15 protein-coding genes are annotated in these 18,481 nt (G+C 44.9%); 9 read left to right on the forward strand and 6 right to left on the reverse strand.

The genetic code is table 11. The features are described from left to right. A partial coding sequence (groEL, locus tag AC5EF3_RS12035) for a chaperonin GroEL (RefSeq protein ID WP_493548213.1) occupies positions 1-808 on the reverse strand: 808 nt, incomplete at its 3' end. A gap of 84 nt (positions 809-892) precedes the next feature. Continuing rightward, positions 893-1,180 carry a co-chaperone GroES gene (gene groES, locus AC5EF3_RS12040; protein WP_015826808.1) on the reverse strand — a complete coding sequence of 96 codons (288 nt, stop codon included), beginning with the start codon at positions 1,178-1,180 and terminating at the stop codon, positions 893-895. A 380-nt stretch (positions 1,181-1,560) separates the two neighbouring features. Between groES and AC5EF3_RS12045 the strand changes: the two genes are divergently transcribed. The 4 genes from AC5EF3_RS12045 (at position 1,561) to AC5EF3_RS12060 (ending at position 7,720) form a co-directional block, all read left to right on the forward strand. Continuing rightward, the gene (locus AC5EF3_RS12045) at positions 1,561-3,576 is read left to right on the forward strand and encodes a HAMP domain-containing methyl-accepting chemotaxis protein (RefSeq protein ID WP_493548214.1); all 2,016 of its coding nucleotides are present in this window, start codon (positions 1,561-1,563) and stop codon (positions 3,574-3,576) included. Positions 3,577-3,754: 178 nt separating this feature from the next. After that, positions 3,755-5,212 (forward strand): glycosyltransferase, encoded by a 1,458-nt coding sequence (locus AC5EF3_RS12050; protein ID WP_493548215.1) that lies wholly within the window; start codon positions 3,755-3,757, stop codon positions 5,210-5,212. 96 nt (positions 5,213-5,308) lie between these two features. Then, positions 5,309-5,605, forward strand: coding sequence for a hypothetical protein (locus AC5EF3_RS12055; RefSeq protein ID WP_149037365.1), 297 nt, complete (start codon positions 5,309-5,311; stop codon positions 5,603-5,605). 60 nt (positions 5,606-5,665) lie between these two features. Continuing rightward, complete coding sequence (locus AC5EF3_RS12060; RefSeq protein WP_493548216.1) at positions 5,666-7,720, forward strand: TonB-dependent receptor plug domain-containing protein; 2,055 nt, start codon at positions 5,666-5,668, stop codon at positions 7,718-7,720. Between the two features lie 58 nt (positions 7,721-7,778). Here AC5EF3_RS12060 and AC5EF3_RS12065 read toward each other — a convergent pair whose 3' ends face one another. After that, positions 7,779-9,422, reverse strand: a complete 1,644-nt coding sequence (locus AC5EF3_RS12065) for a GH35 family beta-galactosidase (RefSeq protein WP_493548217.1) — start codon at positions 9,420-9,422, stop codon at positions 7,779-7,781. A gap of 209 nt (positions 9,423-9,631) precedes the next feature. Between AC5EF3_RS12065 and AC5EF3_RS12070 the strand changes: the two genes are divergently transcribed. Beyond that, on the forward strand, positions 9,632-10,834 hold the full coding sequence (locus AC5EF3_RS12070; protein WP_493548218.1) for a DUF418 domain-containing protein: 1,203 nt from the start codon (positions 9,632-9,634) through the stop codon (positions 10,832-10,834). Positions 10,835-10,857: 23 nt separating this feature from the next. On the opposite strand, the gene AC5EF3_RS12075 is transcribed toward AC5EF3_RS12070, so the two are convergent. Continuing rightward, entirely contained in the window at positions 10,858-11,229 is a 372-nt protein-coding gene (locus tag AC5EF3_RS12075; protein WP_493548219.1) for a tRNA-binding protein, read from the reverse strand. Positions 11,230-11,233: 4 nt separating this feature from the next. Continuing rightward, positions 11,234-12,877 (reverse strand): DUF262 domain-containing protein, encoded by a 1,644-nt coding sequence (locus tag AC5EF3_RS12080; RefSeq protein WP_493548220.1) that lies wholly within the window; start codon positions 12,875-12,877, stop codon positions 11,234-11,236. Between the two features lie 97 nt (positions 12,878-12,974). Here AC5EF3_RS12080 and AC5EF3_RS12085 point away from each other — a divergent pair, with 97 nt between their 5' ends. The 4 genes from AC5EF3_RS12085 (at position 12,975) to AC5EF3_RS12100 (ending at position 17,708) form a co-directional block, all read left to right on the forward strand. Beyond that, the gene (locus AC5EF3_RS12085; protein WP_493548221.1) at positions 12,975-13,862 is read left to right on the forward strand and encodes a fumarylacetoacetate hydrolase family protein; all 888 of its coding nucleotides are present in this window, start codon (positions 12,975-12,977) and stop codon (positions 13,860-13,862) included. Between the two features lie 36 nt (positions 13,863-13,898). Next, entirely contained in the window at positions 13,899-14,939 is a 1,041-nt protein-coding gene (locus AC5EF3_RS12090) for an MBL fold metallo-hydrolase (protein WP_493548222.1), read from the forward strand. 492 nt (positions 14,940-15,431) lie between these two features. Further along, positions 15,432-16,685 carry an EAL domain-containing protein gene (locus AC5EF3_RS12095; protein WP_015826820.1) on the forward strand — a complete coding sequence of 418 codons (1,254 nt, stop codon included), beginning with the start codon at positions 15,432-15,434 and terminating at the stop codon, positions 16,683-16,685. A 159-nt stretch (positions 16,686-16,844) separates the two neighbouring features. After that, positions 16,845-17,708, forward strand: a complete 864-nt coding sequence (locus tag AC5EF3_RS12100) for a TIGR01459 family HAD-type hydrolase (RefSeq protein WP_493548223.1) — start codon at positions 16,845-16,847, stop codon at positions 17,706-17,708. Between the two features lie 89 nt (positions 17,709-17,797). On the opposite strand, the gene AC5EF3_RS12105 is transcribed toward AC5EF3_RS12100, so the two are convergent. Further along, complete coding sequence (locus AC5EF3_RS12105) at positions 17,798-18,478, reverse strand: protein phosphatase CheZ (RefSeq protein WP_493548224.1); 681 nt, start codon at positions 18,476-18,478, stop codon at positions 17,798-17,800. Positions 18,479-18,481: the final 3 nt, after the last annotated feature.

The following is an 18,481-nucleotide window of genomic DNA, read 5'->3' on the forward strand; positions in this document are numbered from 1 at the left end:
CACCGCGAAGTTTGTTTACAACAAGAGTTGCAAGTGCTTCACCTTCAATGTCTTCAGCGATAATAAGAAGAGGCTTACCAGACTGAACAACAGCTTCTAGGATTGGAAGCATTGGCTGTAGAGATGTTAGTTTTGACTCGTGAAGAAGAATGTATGGGTCATCAAGAGCCACAGTCATTTTTTCAGCATCAGTGATGAAATATGGTGATAGGTAACCACGGTCAAACTGCATACCTTCAACGACATCAAGTTCTGTTTCCAAAGACTTAGCTTCTTCAACAGTGATAACGCCTTCATTACCGACTTTTTCCATCGCCTTAGCGATCATGTCACCGATTTCGCGCTCACCATTCGCAGAGATCGCACCAACTTGAGCGATTTCTTCGTTTGTTTTTACTTTTTTGGAGTTTGATTCCAAAGTTGCAACAACTTCAGCAACGGCTTTATCGATACCGCGCTTAAGGTCCATTGGGTTCATGCCAGCAGCAACGCGCTTCATGCCTTCGCGAACGATTGCTTGAGCAAGAACTGTTGCAGTTGTTGTACCGTCACCAGCAACATCGTTTGCTTTAGAAGCAACTTCGCGCACCATTTGGGCGCCCATGTTTTGGAACTTGTTTTCTAGTTCGATTTCTTTAGCAACTGTCACACCATCTTTTGTTGTGCGCGGTGCGCCAAAAGATTTGTCGATAACAACGTTACGGCCTTTAGGACCAAGTGTTACTTTTACAGCGTTTGCAAGAATGTCGACACCTTCGAGCATTTCGTTGCGAGCTTCTGAACCGAAGTGTACTAGCTTAGCAGCCATGTTCGTATTCCTTTAATTTGAAAAATTGAAAATCTGAAAAGGGAAATTGAGTAGGGCGCTCTTTGAAATAAAGAGCTGCGCGTCTTACTCAACGATACCCATGATGTCAGATTCTTTCATGATGATGAGCTCTTCGCCATCGACAGTCACTTCTGTACCGCCCCATTTTGCGAAAAGAACGCGGTCACCCGGTTTAACTTCAAGAGCAATACGCTCATTGTCGTCACCGATTGCACCGTTACCAACTGCTACGATTTCGCCTTCTTGAGGCTTTTCTTTCGCAGTATCAGGGATGATGATCCCGCCTTTAGTTTTAGCGACTTCTTCTACGCGACGAACGAGTACGCGGTCATGAAGTGGACGAAATGCCATAATGAGACCTCTTTCAATTAAGGTTGCAAATTCTAAAATCGTCAAACGCTGAGGCAAATGAGTTTTAGCACTCTCCTGCCTTGGCTGCTAACGATGTATGGCATCTAAGATCACAAGTGACCATCGTCAACAGGAGGCATCGTATTTTTTTGAAATAATGAAATGTGAGGCCGTGAGCTGAGTGATGGTTTTGCTGCATGATAAAGCGCAAAATGCACAATTATATGACTTTATTGCCCAATGTATTGAGAAAAAACGCCGGTTTATAAATGAAATGGCCCAGAATTTGGCCCGTGACCCTTATGGTTAATATCTTGTTAGGTCAAAACGGTCTTAGTGAGCCAATATGGAATCGACTTTTATACTAAGGAATATTGATCGTGTCTTGGTTCGAAAATTTGAAAATCGGCACTAAAATAAGTGTCGGATTTACAGTGTTAGTTTGCTTGCTAATTTTGACATCCGTTGTTTCTGGTGCGGGCTTGCTAAGTTCAAAAGAAAATCTATCCACCTATAGAAGCTATGCTCGCAATACGAATGCGGTTGGCCGTGTTCAAGCTAATCTGCTTTCTGCTCGGTTGGGCGTAAAAGACTTTGTTATTAGTGCCAATCAAAAAGAGATTAATACTGTTAATGAGCGTCTTGCAGCGACAATCAAATTATTGAATGAAACAAAAACGCTGATTAAGCACCCCGACCAATTAAAGCTTCTTGCTGGTTTTGAGAATGACGTCAAAAGTTATCAGTCCACTTTCGAAGAAGTTACAAGATTGCAGGCCGAGCGCGATGATATTGTAAACAACATACTAGATGTGCGTGGTCCAGCAATGGAGAAGGCGCTGTCTGATGTAATGCAATCTGCATATTCAGCTAATGACATTGAAGCAGCCTATTATGCTGGGTATGCTCAAAAACATCTTTTATTGGGACGTTTACATGTTCAGAAATTTTTGCTGGACAACCAAAAGTCATCTTTAGAACATATGGAAAAGTCATTTTCGGATATGAATAAGGCGACAAATTTGTTGCTGTCTAAATTGGAAAACTCGACGCGCCGTCAATTAACCAAACAAGTTATAGCTGATAGCACAATTTATTTGCAGGCATTTGAGCGATCAGCAACAATTATTGAGGCACGTAATGATTTAATTCAAAATGGGTTGGATAAAATTGGGCCTGAAGCTGCGGCAATAATTGAGGATATGAAACTCAATTACAAACAATTGCAGGATGAGCTTGGACCTATTGCCGAAGCAAAAGTTGAGCGCTCTGTTGCTGTTTCTGCGATGGTCACATTGGGCGGTGTTGTGTTTGCTGTAGCGGCTGCTTGGTTTATTTCCAGAATGATTTCTGGACCGACTATGCTTATCACAAACGTGATGGATCGCCTGGCTAAGGGTGATCTGTCCGCTGTGGTTTACGGCGCAAAACGTAAGGATGAAATTGGCCAAATGGCGAATGCTGTCCAAGTGTTTAAGGACAACGCAATTGCTGTTAAAAAGCTTGAAGAGCAAGTTAGCCGGACGAAAAAAGAAGAAGAAGAACAGCAGCGCCGCATTATGTTGGCGCTTGCAGATGAAATGGAGAGTTCAGTCGGAGCTGTTGTCGATACAGTAGCTTCTGCTTCAACAGAAATGCAAGCGACAGCCTCTCAATTGAGGTCGGCTTCTGAGATGTCTTCTTCACGTGCGACTTCAGTTGCGTCAGCTTCAGAAGAGGCAGGATCGAATGTTGCAACTGTGGCTGCATCCGCTAGAGAGCTTGGCGCTTCAGTGAATGAAATATCCAAGCAAGTTCAAAGATCTGCCGAGCAAACAAAGTCTGCTGTTGAAGAAGCAGAAGCCACAGGTGTGATTGTTGGTGAGCTACGCGAGTCTGCAAACCATATCGGTACGATCTTGGAGATTATTTCAGGTATTGCCGAGCAAACAAACCTTCTGGCTTTGAATGCGACGATTGAGGCTGCACGTGCAGGAGACGCGGGTAAAGGTTTTGCTGTTGTTGCTTCAGAAGTTAAAAGCCTTGCCGAACAAACAGCGCGGGCAACAAGTGATATCAACAAGCAGATCTCGGAAATTCAATCGACAACTAACAGAGCTGTCCTTGCGATTGATGAAATTAGTAAATCGGTCAAGATGGTGAATGATTCAGCTGGGGCAATTGCTTCAGCCGTTGAAGAACAAGGCACAGCCACACAGGAAATTGTGCATGCTGTGGGGCAAGCCTCTGCCGGGTCGGCCGAAGTTAATGTAAACATTGTGGATGTTGCCAAAACAGCAGAAGAAGCTGGGGAAGGTGCTGCTCAAGTATTAGTTGCGGCTGCAGAACTTTCTAAACAAAGTGAATTTCTGCGCACTCAAATGCAAGGCTTTATTCAAAAAATACGAGCAGCTTAAATTTTAGTCAGAGTATATGAATGGGCGGGGTGTGTCTAAAGTTCGACCACAACGCCCATTTTTTGTGTGATAGAGTGCTCCTTTAATTACTGACCTGTCTTTTTCTGATTTTTAAAGTAAATATTTATATTTATACTTCGTGTTTAAAGTAGATATTGACGTTTGAATTGGGGCTAAGGTGGGCAAGTCACAACCAGATAAGCTGGCGCAAGATGCGTTGAAAAAGCGAAACCCCAAACAAGCCATTTCCTATTTATCTAATCGTTATGCTAATGGCGGGCAGATAGAATACCTTATTGCGTGCATTGATATCATGCACTTATTTCATGAAGATATAGAATTTTTCCACTCATTGCTTTGGACCATAAAGCGATTGGTTCATACGCGTGGTGCATCGCTCTCAGTAAAAGAGCACGACAAAATACTCTACAAAAAATTGGCGCTGAAGTATTTTCGATTCATAGATTACCTCGGCCATGAATTGAACATACCTGAAGCGAATAAAGCCAATACGACGCCCAAACGCCTGCTAATAATAGGACAGCAATTTTTACGTCCACCATATTCTATAACAATGTGTATGCTGGAATTTGCGCGTATTGCTCGAATAGGTGGTTTTGAAGACATTAAATTATTTATTACGAATGAATATCCCGAGAAACCAGCATCGACATTTCATGAAAGTATGTGGGCTGTTCAATCGACCGTAATCGGTGACGAAAACTATGATTTTAAAGGCGATCAAATATCAATTCATAGTCACCCTAAACAAGGCATTTCGAATCAATCGATACAAGATAATATTGCTTACATAGAGGAATATGCACCGGATGCAGTCTTGCTGGTTGGTGACAATATTATTCTAGGCGATGTGTGTGCTAAGTTTTTGCCAACAGTGTGTTGGCCAATATCGCAGACGCTTTCCGCGTCGCTCGCTCATACGCATTATTATCGCTCTGAAATGGAGCCAATGCAGCAGATAGATTGGAAGCGGTTGAAACACGAACCGCCCAAAATGCTTAAACAAGACTTTGATTTACTCACTGAAGGTGAAAACCTAGCTAGCCTATCTCGTGATGATTTGAAATTACCAGAGGATGCTTTTGCATTTGTGCTTGTTGGTGGGCGCATTGAGCAAGAAATAACTCCAGAATTTAGAAAGCTGCTCTTTGCTATTCTCGAAGCGTCTCCCAATGCATATTTGGTGATTGTTGGTCCAGTATCTCAACCATTGAAGCTTGAGTTTGCACTGTATCAGGAGCGAATACGATGGGTTCGTTTTATTGATGATTTGCGGTCGGCTATGTCAAATTGTGATGCATTCTTAAATCCACCTCGGCAGGGCGGAGGCAATTCTGCATATTGGGCGATGTTGGAGGGGTTACCAATTCTAACCTTGGATGATTGCGATGTGCAAATGACTATTCGAGAAGGTGCGGCAGTTAAAACCCTAGAAGAGCTTCAGGCTTTAGCTATTTTAGTTATGAATGATGAGAATGTACGCAATGATTATATCGAAAAATCAAAAGCAAGAATTGCATCCTTTCGCACTGAGGCGGAGTCAGGTTCAAATCTCATGTCAGGCGTGAAATATTGCATTGAAGAGTTCAACACGCGTTTGCTGTGTAATGTGTGACAAAAAATACGCTTTCATATAGTAGAATTTGACGGTAGTGCTTTGATTATGAAAAAGGTGCTTCCAATTCTAGGCTATCGATTTTTAGTGTTATTCATGTTGATAACATCGTTTTTCGCTGCGCCTACTTTTATCGAGAAGCATCAGCATTCAGGTGAGACTGTATCAGAGCACGCTGAGTTAGTGACTGTAGAGCTTGAATCAGATCTTCAGCATCAAACAAATTCCCAGCATCATGTGCATTCATGTGGCATGTGCCACATGCATGGCTATGCAACGTCATTGATGAAATTAAATGACGTTTTTGCTTTTGAGCGTGCGCATGTGATTGATTTAGATTGGGCTGAAATGTCTGGGTATCCCAGTCATCAATTTAGGCCGCCACGCGCTTAGAAATTGACAGCGTATTGAGCAATTTATGCTCTTTTCAATTGTTATTTCTAAGAGAAAATTATGTTAAAAAAATCAATAGGGGCACTGGGTGTCCTAACTTTCGGCTGCATGGGCACCGGAATAAGTTATGCTGCGGATATAAATGCAGTTCAAACTGAGCCAGAAAATTTAACGACAGAGAACAATCTAGATAATGTGAGCGAAACGCATCATGACGATGATGGTCATGGTCATGATGACGGCAAGCAAGAAACGATTATTGTCGAAGCGACAAGGCTAGGACGTCGCGTTCAAGATGAGCCTATGCGCGTTGAAGTTATCAACCGCGAGGAAATCGAAGAAAAAGCGATCATGCGCCCGGGCAATATTGCAACTTTGGTTGCTGAAACCGGCGGTGTACGTGTGCAGGTGACTTCGCCTGCATTGGGCGCTGCGAACATTCGGATGCAGGGATTGGCAGGGCGCTATACCCAGCTCCTCGCTGATGGTTTGCCGCTTTATGGTGGGCAGGCTGCGTCTATCGGTTTGTTGCAAATACCTCCAACTGATTTGCGACAGGTTGAGGTGATTAAAGGATCAGCATCGTCTCTATATGGTGGATCTGCACTTGGCGGGGTTATCAATCTCGTCTCGCGACGCCCTATAGAAATTGCTGAAGGAGAGGTGCTTTTCAACGCGACGACCCAAGACGGCCAAGATCTTACAACTTATTATTCGACCCCGCTCGGGGAAGGCTTTGGTGCTTCAATCACAGCAGGTGCACACCGCCAAAATGAGCAAGATCTTGATTCTGACGGTTGGATTGATCTCTCAGGATATGAACGTTGGACTGCGCGGCCACGATTATTCTGGGAAGGTGATAATGGTGCCAATGTCTATTTGACAGCAGGTGCTATGAAGGAAGAACGTCAAGGCGGAAACCTAACTGGTCGCACAATGCCAGATGGCAGTTTTTTTGCGCAAAACCAGAATAGCACGCGTTATGATAGTGGTTTAATCGCAGAAATTCCGCTCAACGAGACAATCAGCGTGAATATGCGGGCCTCTGGTATGGTGCAAGATCATGAGCATCTATTTGGTGACCTTCGCGAAGATGATAAACACGAAAGCTATCTGGTTGAGGCGTCTGTGTCTGGTAAAGCCGGTAACACTGGATGGATAGCAGGTGTTGCAAATCAAACTGATATCTTCAGCTCTGATACTTTCAATGCGTTTGATTATTCTTATGAGGTGCCTGGTCTTTTTGCACAAATAGACCAAGATATCTTGGATAATCTATCTGTATCTGCGAGTGCCCGCGTGGATGAGCATAGTGAATATGGCACGCAATTTAGCCCACGTGTCTCTGTGCTTTATCGTCCTGGTGATTGGACAATTCGTGGTTCGGTTGGGCAGGGTTTCTTTGCCCCGACGCCATTCGTTGAAGCAATTGAAGCAGCAGGTCTCTCCCGCCTTGATAGTTTGAATGAATTGGAGGAAGAGACAGCTCAGACGGCATCGCTGGACATCGGTTATAAGCTTGGATCTGTTGAAGCAAATGTGAATCTATTTGCATCAGATGTTGAAAATAGTGTGCAGCTTGTCGATTATGATTCTACTAATTCTGGGATGAGTGATCGCGTGCGTCTGGTTAATGCTGACGGGACATCTCGCATTCGTGGGTCTGAGTTCTTGCTGCGCTATTATTTGGGTGATTTCAAACTGACGGGGAGTTATCTCTATTTGGATGCAACCGAATCCGATGTTTCGTCAGGGCTACGCAAGGAAATAGAGCTGACGCCTAAGCATTCGGCAGGTTTTGTCGCAATGTGGGAGCAACATGATCGCGGACGTATTGGTTTTGAGGCCTATTATACAGGCAAGCAAAAACTAGAAGGCAATCCCTATCTATCTGAAAGCAAACCTTATGTGCATTTAGGCTTGTTGGCCGAAGTGATATTTGGGAATGTGAGTTGGTTTATCAATGCTGAAAATCTTCTAGATGTGAAGCAGACCGATGAGCACCCATTAGTGCTGCCAAATCGCGCTGCTGATGGTCAGTGGACAACTGATATTTGGTCACGAAATGACGGTTTTATTCTCAATGGCGGGGTGAGGGTGAAATTTGGCGGCTAAAACCTGCGATCTGATATAGAGGATAAGGCCAGCGCATTTTCATGGGCTGGCCTTATTTTTACTGGTAAGTGTATAGTTTGACTTTCTGAATGGAGTATTTCTCCGTATCCAGAAGAATGTGGCGTCCCTGATGGGTTTGGTCGCCATTAAACCATCGACCAGCTTTCCATTCACCTTCGATAAATTCCCCGTCAATTGCGCTTTCTATGCCGGCAATACTGCCATCTGTGTTGAGTGATTTAAATTTCACTGTGACGCCTCGGCCTGCGATATAGAATTCTTCGTCGTCCGTTTGAATGATCATAACGCCATATGCTGAGGGTGATTGTTCAGATTTGTCTCTCCAAGGTGAACCAAATGATATCGTAAACTCATAATCGCCGAATATGGCTGTGCGGTCAGATAGGTCTAATTCCCCTTCATAATTTGATGTTGGGCGAAAAGCGCGAAGGTGATCTGTTCCTTGCAATTCCAATATGTGAGGTGCAAGATCTGACAGCATTTTGTATGCTTGTCCTAGCGGCTCATTTTCTGAGTCTTCTATAGAGTCGATTGCGAAAGGACTATAGCCTATCGCGTCCAATTCACCGATTGAATACAATAAATCAGGTCCAGATTCTATACGTCCCGCGCGATTGGCTTCAGGAATGAAAAGCGCATTGCCGGGGCGAACGTATTCAGACACGCGTTCTACATAATTGGGATAATAAATGTCGGGTGCTAGAAAATCTATATTCGGTGCGCCCGCTTTCCATATGTCCAAAAGATGAGGGAGAGGGCCGCCGGATGGGTATTTCCCCGGAAGAACATTAGGGCGATCCAGCGCAGCGTTGACATACATTGGCAGATTATATTCTGACTTTCCCGCTTTTGCGACTTTGTCAGCGTATATTGCATAATGCCACGCAGTAAAAATTTCCTCTGCTGCTGGTGTTTTTCCAAAAACGTCGGCCCAACTGCCGGCTGTTTTTTTACCATGCGTTGTCCATATCTTACGAACTTCAGGTGTGAGTGCATCTTCGTTGGCAATGAGGTGTTCGATTAGTTGTTGGGGAACATTGCCTGCCCATGTTTTCTCAGCAATGGGGCCATGCTCGCGTGCATCGGGAAGCATGCCAATTTCATTTTCCACTTGAACCATAATGACGGTGTTTTGTTCAGCATCGACCATTTTTAAATGCTTCATCATCGCTGCATATGCATTCGCATCAGTGTTAACGTTGGTGTCACTAAACGCGGAAAGAATTTCAGTGGCGTTCCCGTCGGCCGTTTGTACGCGGGGAAAGCGTTTCCAGTCACGTTTTACCCATGCTGGGACATAACTGGACATTGAGTTTTTCCAGCTACCAAACCATAAAATGACCAGTTTTATGTCATGCTCTCGCGCATCTTCAATGAGCCAGTCTAGGCTTGAAAAATCGAAATTTCCCTCACTAGGTTCAATCATTTCCCAGTTAATCGGGGCTAAGATTGTGTTTATTCCCAGCGTTTGAAAAGTCTCCCAATGGGGCTGGAGTTGTTGGCGATTGGATGCAGATGAATTGCCCAATTCTCCCCCTAATATTAAAAAAGGGGCACCTTCCACATGCAATTGTTCAACACCGTTATGGCTGACAAGTTGGGGAAGTTCAGCAGATGCATTGCCGACAAACAAGCAAAGACCAAGAATTTGTGAAGTGATTGCCAAACGCCAGTGTGCCATATTTTGTCCTGTAGGTTGGTATATATTGTAAGATAGTATCTAAATAATTGGTAATACCAATTTTTAAAAATGAAAAGAGCTTTGTTCAGACTCTTAAGTTGGAATCAGGATGAATTGTATTATTCTAAAATATTTGATAACGTTGTCATTGGTATGCGATATGAACAAATAAAATAAAGAACAATGAACCGAAGGGGGTGATAGGGCTGATGAGTGAAACAACAATCTCATATTCAAAGCGGATGGAAAATCTGGATGCATTGCGCGGATTTGCTTTGTTTGGAATATTCATCGTCCACATGCCGGAATTGTTTGAGTTGTGGTGGGCGCATCCCTCCAGTGATCCCAATGAACTCTTTTGGCATGAGCTGATTTTTACCCTGTTTGGTGGAAAAGCTTTTGCTATGTTGGCACTAACCTTCGGGGTTAGCTTTTTTATCATTATGGATAGGGCAGCTAAGAAAGGGCAGAATTTTACAATCAGATTCATTTGGAGGCTGATTGTACTTGGTCTTATCGGCATGTGCCATTGCCTGATTTATCGCGGTGATATTCTGGAGGTGTTGGCTCTAATGGGGCTATTTGTTATCCCGTTTTATTTTGTGAAATCCGTGCCGCTTCTGCTTGCCATTGGTGTATTCATGTTGCTGCAGCCTTATATGTTCATCCAGATGTTTAGTGGTCTTCAGGGGCAGACATGGGCAAATCAGCCCTTTGGATATTGGTCAGGTAGCATGCCGGAAGTGTACACAAATAATGGTACGCTATTGGCCACTGTCCAAGCAAATTGGACAGAAGGTCGAAGTTTTAAATGGCTGTTTATGTTTGAATCTGGGCGTATGAGTCAGATAGCGGGATTGTCTGTTATTGGTCTTGTGCTTGGTAAAATTGGCTTTTTCAGCGAACCAGAAAAATACCGGAAATTACGTCAGATAGGTGTGTTAGTCTCTGCTTTTGCGTGTTTGATCTTGTATTTTGGATTGAATATGACGGATGGTGCATTGGTCAATTTTGTGCCAGCTACTTCTGAAATGATTATGCCACGCACATTGTGGAATTCCATACTTTCAGGTTGGTTCAATGTTAGTCTGATGTCATTTTGGGTTCTAAGTTTTATCACGCTCTATCACGGAATTGCACAACGATATCTGAATCTTCTTGCTCCTGTAGGCCGCATGACTTTAACACTCTATTTGTTGCAGTCATTGATATTCGTACCAGTGTTTTACAGTTTCGGTCTAAATCTGCATGCCACGATGTCTCAGCCTGTTGCTGTGTCGTTGGCAATCGTCTTTTTCGCACTTCAGATCGTGGCAGCACATGTTTGGTTTCGGCATTTTTACTATGGCCCGATGGAATGGCTCTGGCGGGCCGCAACTTACCGCACTATGAAAGTTCAGTTTGTAAAATGATGCGGCTTGGGCACCTATCGGCGCTACACCAATCTAGCACCATTGGGCACTGAGGTGGCGGGGTGTCCAAGGACAATCTCGCCATTCTTATCAGGAAAGCCTAATGTCAGCACTTCAGACATAAATTTTCCAATCTGACGAGGCGGAAAGTTCACGACAGCCATAATTTGACGACCAATAAGGTCTTCCGGTGTGTAATTATGCGTAATCTGGGCTGACGTTTTCTTGACGCCAACACCTTCACCAAAATCAATGATGAGTTTGTATGCAGGTTTACGCGCGCCTTCTAAAGGAGCTGCTTCTATAACCGTGCCGACGCGGATATCTATTTGGCGGAAAACATCAAAACTTGTTTCTTCTTCTGGCCCTTGCGTTGGATCATCTACTTTATGCATTTCTCTACAGCTCCCACTCTGCGCGAAGCAGGTCGGCGAGCCTGCGGCCACGTTCTCGGACAGTTTCAGGCGTCCACTCGGTAATGTTTTGAATATCGCGGCTCAAAGCAAAACTGGGATCACCATTTTTGAAGAAGAGCTTTTTCTTCGCTTCAAAATCTTGGCGGTCAGCCTCTTGGTTTTCAGCATTGTTGAGTAGGGTGAAATTACCGATACTATCCACCAATTCACGATGTTGGTTTGTTGAGGGCCACATCTTTGTCCAATTGGATTTGGCAGGCATATTACGCGGCAATATGTGTTCTAGCGTTGCGTCCCAGTCTGGCGGTGTGGCCACGCCGTCATTGATTATCGAATTGATCCGCAAGCTTAAAGAGCGTCGCTGTCGGTAAGTTGCGAAACGGCCTTCAAGGCGCTCGCTGAGCATTTTCTTCTCTTCAGGTTTTAAAATAAGGTCGGAGTCTTCCGCAAATAGATCATCGCCATTTTCAATTGCGTTTGATATGCGATTATATCGACGTAAACGGAAGTTTCCGTCAGGACGAGTCAGCTGCATAGCAAATGCAACACGTTCCATTTCTCTGAAAAATTTGGTCAAAACGTCTGGAGAAAGATCACCGGAAATCATGTATCTGAGCACAGGTATGCGCCAGCTGGAATGCTCCAAACTGCGTAGATGCAACATGTGATTCCAAGCTTGCTGCGGAAATCCCTGACCAGGTTGTCTTAGCCCCAATATCAACTCAAAAGCATCAACATAGCGGGGAAGCATATCTTCGAGGAATACGCGGGCCGACATTTCCGGTACGATATGGTCGCGATATCCTGACAGGATATCATCACCAGGCTTGCCGTGCAGTGTCCATATGAATTTGAGCAATTCGTCAAAACCAGTCGCATTCAGCCGGCGACCAAATTTATTCCATGCGATGGAATGAGTAGCTGCTTCATCAAGGGAAAAACCAGCGAGTTCAAAAAGCTCTGATTTGAGAATATCGTTTGCGCTTGGCTGTTTGCCGCGTGTGTTTAAAACACGAAATACTGTGTATCCCATGTCGCGGTCTTCCACTTTTACGCGCACAAGACCACATCTGCGCAGAATGTAATTTGAAAGATTTGAGCGCTCTTTATCGGACATTTCCGTCAGCATTTCCCGCATTGCTTGGGTATTGCTCAGTATGTGCTGAGGTGTTGCGCTTGATGTGATATATTGTTCTGCTTCAGGTGTCGCACCGCGTTTTTGGATAACTTCCCTAAAGATTGGAGTGTCGACATTATTTAAGGTCAGCCTCCAATAGGAAGGCCGCATTAGCGAGCCTTTGGCTTCTAGCATATCGTGCAGGCGGTTTGCTTCATCCCTTATGGGAGAAAGATCACGCAAGATCGCAAAAAGAATGGATAATGTCGCAAGTCTTTGCTGACCATCAACAACTTCAACAGGATCTTTGGGAGAGTTTTGAACAACAACAATCGCACCTAAAAAATAAGGTCGACCTCTTTCCATTGCGTCTTGAAGGTCGGCGACAAGTTCTAATGCTTCTTTTTCAGTCCAAGAATATCCGCGCTGATAAGGCGGCATTAAAAGGCTGTCTGTTTCAGAAAATAACTCCCGCACAGTTATTTCCTGTGCTTTAAATCCAAGAGACATATATTCACCTCGTAACGCACGCGACTCAAACTCAGCAGATAGACCTCATTTGGGAGGTTTATCTTAACAACTAAAAACTTCTATAAGAGGGCTCCTCATGAAGCTGGCTCTGTTTTCCATTCCTTCGTCCACGACACACGCGCCTCGATTAGGTGTTGTGGTTAAAAATATGGTTTTAGACGTCAGACAAAACGCTCCTTTTTTGTCTACGTCAATTGTTGATAACATCAGAAACTGGGAAGAGACGCGGACAATTTTAGAGCGTGCCTTAAATGATGCACCTGAATATGAGTTGAGCACGGTTAGGTTGCATTCGCCAGTGCCTAGACCATCTAAAGTTATTGCAATTGCCAAAAATTATGCAGCTCATGCAGCTGAAATGAATGGTGAAGTCAGTCCCGTGCAAAATTGGTTCTGTAAACAGGTCACGTCAATCAATGATCCTTTTGCTCCTGTGATGATGCCGGTGGTGTCTGATCAGCTAGATTATGAAGCCGAACTTGTTGTCGTGATTGGAAAATATGGCAGACATGTTCCAGCCGAGCGCGCGCATGAAATTATCGGTGGTTATATGTGTGGGTGTGATTACACGATTAGAGATTGGCAAAAAGCAGTATCCAATTTCACAATGGGAAAAGGTTTTGATACGCACGCGCCAATTGGGCCGTTTGTTGTCACACCAGATGAGATTGAAGATGTGGATGCGCTGCGTATCCGCTGTTATGTGAACGATGAAAAACGCCAAGATGGCAAAGTTGCAGACATGATGTTTTCAATATCTGAACAAATTGCCCATCTGAGTGCAGCTATGACTCTAGAGCCGGGTGATTTGATATTTACAGGAACGCCAGCCGGTGTCGGGCAGGGCTTTAAACCGCCAAAATACTTAAAAGTTGGGGATAGAGTTCGTGTTGAAATAGATCAAATTGGGTCAATGTCAGCAGAAATAATGCCCGAATCTGGAGAGTGTGTTATCTCATCTTGAAAACATGCTTAACAGGCATTGGCGAAGGATTAGACTGTGAGTCAATTTGTGGGTCGATTTGTTATAATAAGCGCATTGATAGCCGTGGTTTTCTTGGCTTTGGGGTATTTGCTTGTCGGACAAGCTGGCATTCGCTTGTCTAAATTTGAGCAAGCGCAGGCAAGTCATTTTGCAAATGCCAAAAGAGAAGCACCACCATTGGACGAAATTGTTGTTACGCCATGTGCTCAAGGTGCATGTTTGCTGGTGCAGGCTGGTGGGCGTGAATTTATTGTTGGTGCCTCTAGTGGCGCTGCCGATGGATTGTTGCAACAAGGCCTACTCACGGAAAATCTGGACGGTGTCATCCTAACGGATTTGAGCTCTTCTCAAATCGAGGGGCTGATTGGCATACGCGATAGATCTTTGGAAGCTGGCCGCAAAAGCATGCTGAAAGTATATGGCCCTTCGGGCGTAGAGCGTGTCATTGAGGGGCTGAACGCTATGCTAGAAACGTCTGACGTTGATAGATCTGTTCGCTATGGGCAGGGCATTTTACCATTTGATGTCGCACAGGCTGAAGCTATTATTGTGGATGTTAACCCTGAAAATCATAATATTTTCGATTCTGGCGTGCTTCAGATAAATGCCTATCCGGTGCAATCTACATTAATGGGAGCTGAAGTTTTATATCGCTTCGATTATGAAGGGAAATCTCTCATCATTGGTGGATGTGGTGCGCGATTGGTTGATGTGAATACAGCCAAAGAGGAGGGGGCTGAACAGCCAATGTTGGTTTTGCCAGTTGCATCCAAAGCCCAGCTTGAAATTATCCGCGAACAGGCGAAAAAGGCTGGTCTTAATCGTGAGAGCCGGTTCGCAACGGCCCCTGTCGAACATTGCCTAACACCAAGTGGACTTGGCAATCTTGCTGGAGCGACGCAGGTGAGTGGGGTTGTGGCTTCGCCATTATATCCAGCGCCGAACTCAATAGCTGAGCAGAAGATTTGGAAATCTGAATTTCAGTCAGAAACGAAAAACAGCAATATTGATATGTTTCTGGGACAAATCTGGGAATCTAGATCTGTCGCAAACTGAATTATCCACAAAATACTTTGGGTCACATTCTTAGATCGCCATGATGATTATGGTTTGAAGTTTGGACAATTGTTACGTGAAAAGTGCGGCGGGGACATGTCGATCCCCACCGACAGTCCCCGCGCTCCCCTTTTGCCCCCGCAAAAGCTTGCAGGCGATATTCTCTATCAAGCCTACAAGGTTCGCTGTCATGCACCCCTGCAAACAGCTTTGGAGAGTTAAGCTTAGGTCACAATTGAGAGTCTAGCCCTAGAGCGGCTTCAATGCTATTTCGCTTTCATAGTGTTGCGTTCAAAGCACATTCATGTGTCTGAGTGCTAACCTTATGTAGCTAGGGGCTATCAAAATGTGCCAAAGTCTTGTCTTCAATAGACAAAGGGCTTTTCATTTTTGGGTGAATAGTCTCAATGTTGTACAGTTAGCGGATTGTAAACGCATCAGCTTCATGTTGATTTTCGTTAACGCCGTCAAATAAAGAATCAGGACGCACTCATGCCGATATTTGCGCATGTCATGCTTGCATTGACCTATATAACCGCCTGCATTGTAGGGGGCGCAGCCCTGCATCGTTATTTAGGGGTTGATCTCACTATAGCTGGACTGATTGCGGCGGCTATTGGGTTAGCGGTGACTCAATTTCATGTGATTCTTTCTCGCAGTGGTGCTGCTAAAGAAGGCGACGACAAATTTCAATCACTGAGAAACGAACTTAAAAAACTCGTACAACGGGTTGATGAGACAGAGCGCCGTGCTGATGAATTGCGTGACGAATTTGAACGTGAGATCGCAGATAGACGCGAATCGCTTGTCACTGAAATGCGTGGCCTTGAGACCATGATTTCGCGTATGTCAGACAGTTTTGAGACACGCTTAAGCAGCGTACGGGAAAATGGAACGCAAGCGAGCGTTGCTGGTTCTTCTGCGCTTGAAGCAGTCAGAGATGCGCTGCGTCAAAACCGTGTAGACCTACATTTGCAACCTATTGTGACGCTGCCGCAAAGACGCGTACGTTTTTATGAAGGATTTACGCGCCTTCGTCGTGCTGATGGTGAAGTCATTATGCCGGGTGAATTTTTGGCAGAGGCTGAAAGCGCAGGCTTGCTTGGCGTTGTCGACAACATGCTTTTATTTCGTTGTGTGCAGATTGTGCGCCGTCTCTCAGAGCGTGACCGACGTGTGGGTGTGTTTTGCAATGTGGCGATGTCATCTCTGGAAGATGAAACCTACTTCCCACAATTTTTAGAATTTATGCGTGAAAACCAAGATCTCGCGGGTGCGATGATCTTTGAAATAGGTGTCCGCAATTTCAATAATCGTTCCAATATAGCTGCACGCAATATGGGACGTTTGGCCGAATTAGGGTTTCGTTTCTCACTAGATAAAGGTGAGGGGCTGGATTTTGATCTGCCCGAACTCCAATCTTCTGGTGTGCGCTTTGTTAAAGTGACGGGTGATCGCCTGTTATCTGAACTTGTGCCGGGTGGACAACGCCCCGTATCTGGGATTGTGCGTTCAATTGCGCCTGAGGACGTATCTGCTGTCTTTATGCGGTATGGTGTGGATTTGGTTGCCGAGAAAGTTGAAGATGAGAAATCTGTGATTGAACTTCTCGATTTTGAAATCCCGTTTGGGCAGGGCCATGTGTTTGGAGCGCCGCGTCCAATTAAAGGATCTTTATTGGAAGAAACAGCACCGCCTCCAGAGTTTATTCGTCGCGTAAACGCTGCTAATAATATCAACGCATAATTGTTTGAGTTTTGAGGGTTCGGGTCTCTATATCTGGACCAAAAGGCCAAACTACATTATCGCACTATATCTGATTTTATAAACGGGTTTTGATCCGACATAGCAGCTTGCTGTGCCAGTATTTTATAGTCTGATCCCAAATTTGAAGAGCATCCTGATATGTCTACACTTCCGCGTCTCATCCATTTAAATCAGATCGCAGATGAGTATGAAGCTATATTATGTGATGTCTGGGGCGTCATCCACAATGGACGGGAAGTGTTTCCTGATGCTGTAGAGGCGCTTCGGCGCTATCGTGACATACGTGGACCTGTCGTTTTGATTACGAATGCGCCTGTGCCTGCTGAGCGTGTATTGATGAGCCTTGAACGTTTGGGGGTTGAACCAGATTGTTATGACGCAGTCATCACGTCAGGGGATGCAACGCGTGCCGAACTGGAAAAACGTATGCCCGGTCCTGCATATTGTATCGGTCCTGACTATGATGATCCGCTCTATCAAGGCCTCGCAATGGAATACACAACCAAGATAGAGGAAGCTGCTTTTGTTTCTTGTACGGGGCTGCGTGAAATTCCCAAGGATTTGCCAGAAAATTACCGCGATGAATTGACCAAACTGGCCGCACGCGAAATCGAAATGTTGTGCGCCAATCCTGATCTGGTTTTTCGCTATGGCGATGAATTAATCCCGTCAGCGGGTGCATTGGCTAAAATCTATGAGGAAGTCGGTGGCCGTGTGATACGTCCTGGTAAGCCAGGGGCTCCGATATATAATCTCGCTTATAAGAAGCTAGAAGAATTGCTTGGCTACAGACCGTCTGCTGACACCATTCTCGCAATTGGTGATGGCCCTGCTACAGATGCGCGCGGTGCAGTGCGTGAGGGGCTTGATTGCTTGTTTATTGGCGGCGGTATCCACGGAGATTTCATGGATGAGAGCGAGAGCTTTTTAGAAGATGCTGCTCAATTGCTTGAAAACGACGATGCAGACGCTGCCTATGCCGCGCCTGCACTCGTTTGGTGAGGTCTGGTCATTTGGGGAATCCTCCAAAACCCTATCGGCTCACCGCCGCAATAGGTGTGAATTGGAAAATCAGCTTTGACTAAATATTCTTAGTCAAAGAGGGCGTCTATATCGTCCTGACTTGCATCAGGTGCTTCTGCAAACATCGCATCAATGTCATCTTGTGCGACTTCTGGTCCATCAATAGCAGGCCCATTGAGAAGCTGTTCACGATCACGAATTTCTTCTTTTGTTTCTTCACGCGCAGAATCGGTCACACCAAGCGCTGTTGAGAATGCGGTAACGCGTTCTTCAATGTGGCGCAGCGTTGTCACAACTTTGTTGACGCGTTGACCTGTCAGGTCTTGGAATGAACATGCTTCGATCATGCGCATCATTGCAGCATCAACTTGCTCTTTGTATGCGGCTGGATCGCTGATATCTGCACACATTAGTGTTTCAGCTTCAGTCATAATCGTTTCAGTTGCTGCTTCAGTGTCCCTGACAACTGCGTCAAGTTCCAATGAGGCACCAGGGATGCGTTCACCACTGATTTCATTCGGGCATAGATCAGAGATTTCATCTTTTGCCTTGTGAATGAAGTCAGCAATATATTTAAATTCACCATGAATCGTTTGATCTAGCGATCCAAAGAAAAATTTCATTGCGTCGGCCAATTGGTGAGATAGTTCAAGAACTTCTACCAATGGACGATCGCGTACATTACTTTTCTTCAGGGAGCTGATCGCTCCCTTGACTCTGTCGGCTACTTCGTTTGGTGCGGCTGTCATTTA

Source organism: Hirschia sp. (genome assembly GCF_058892565.1).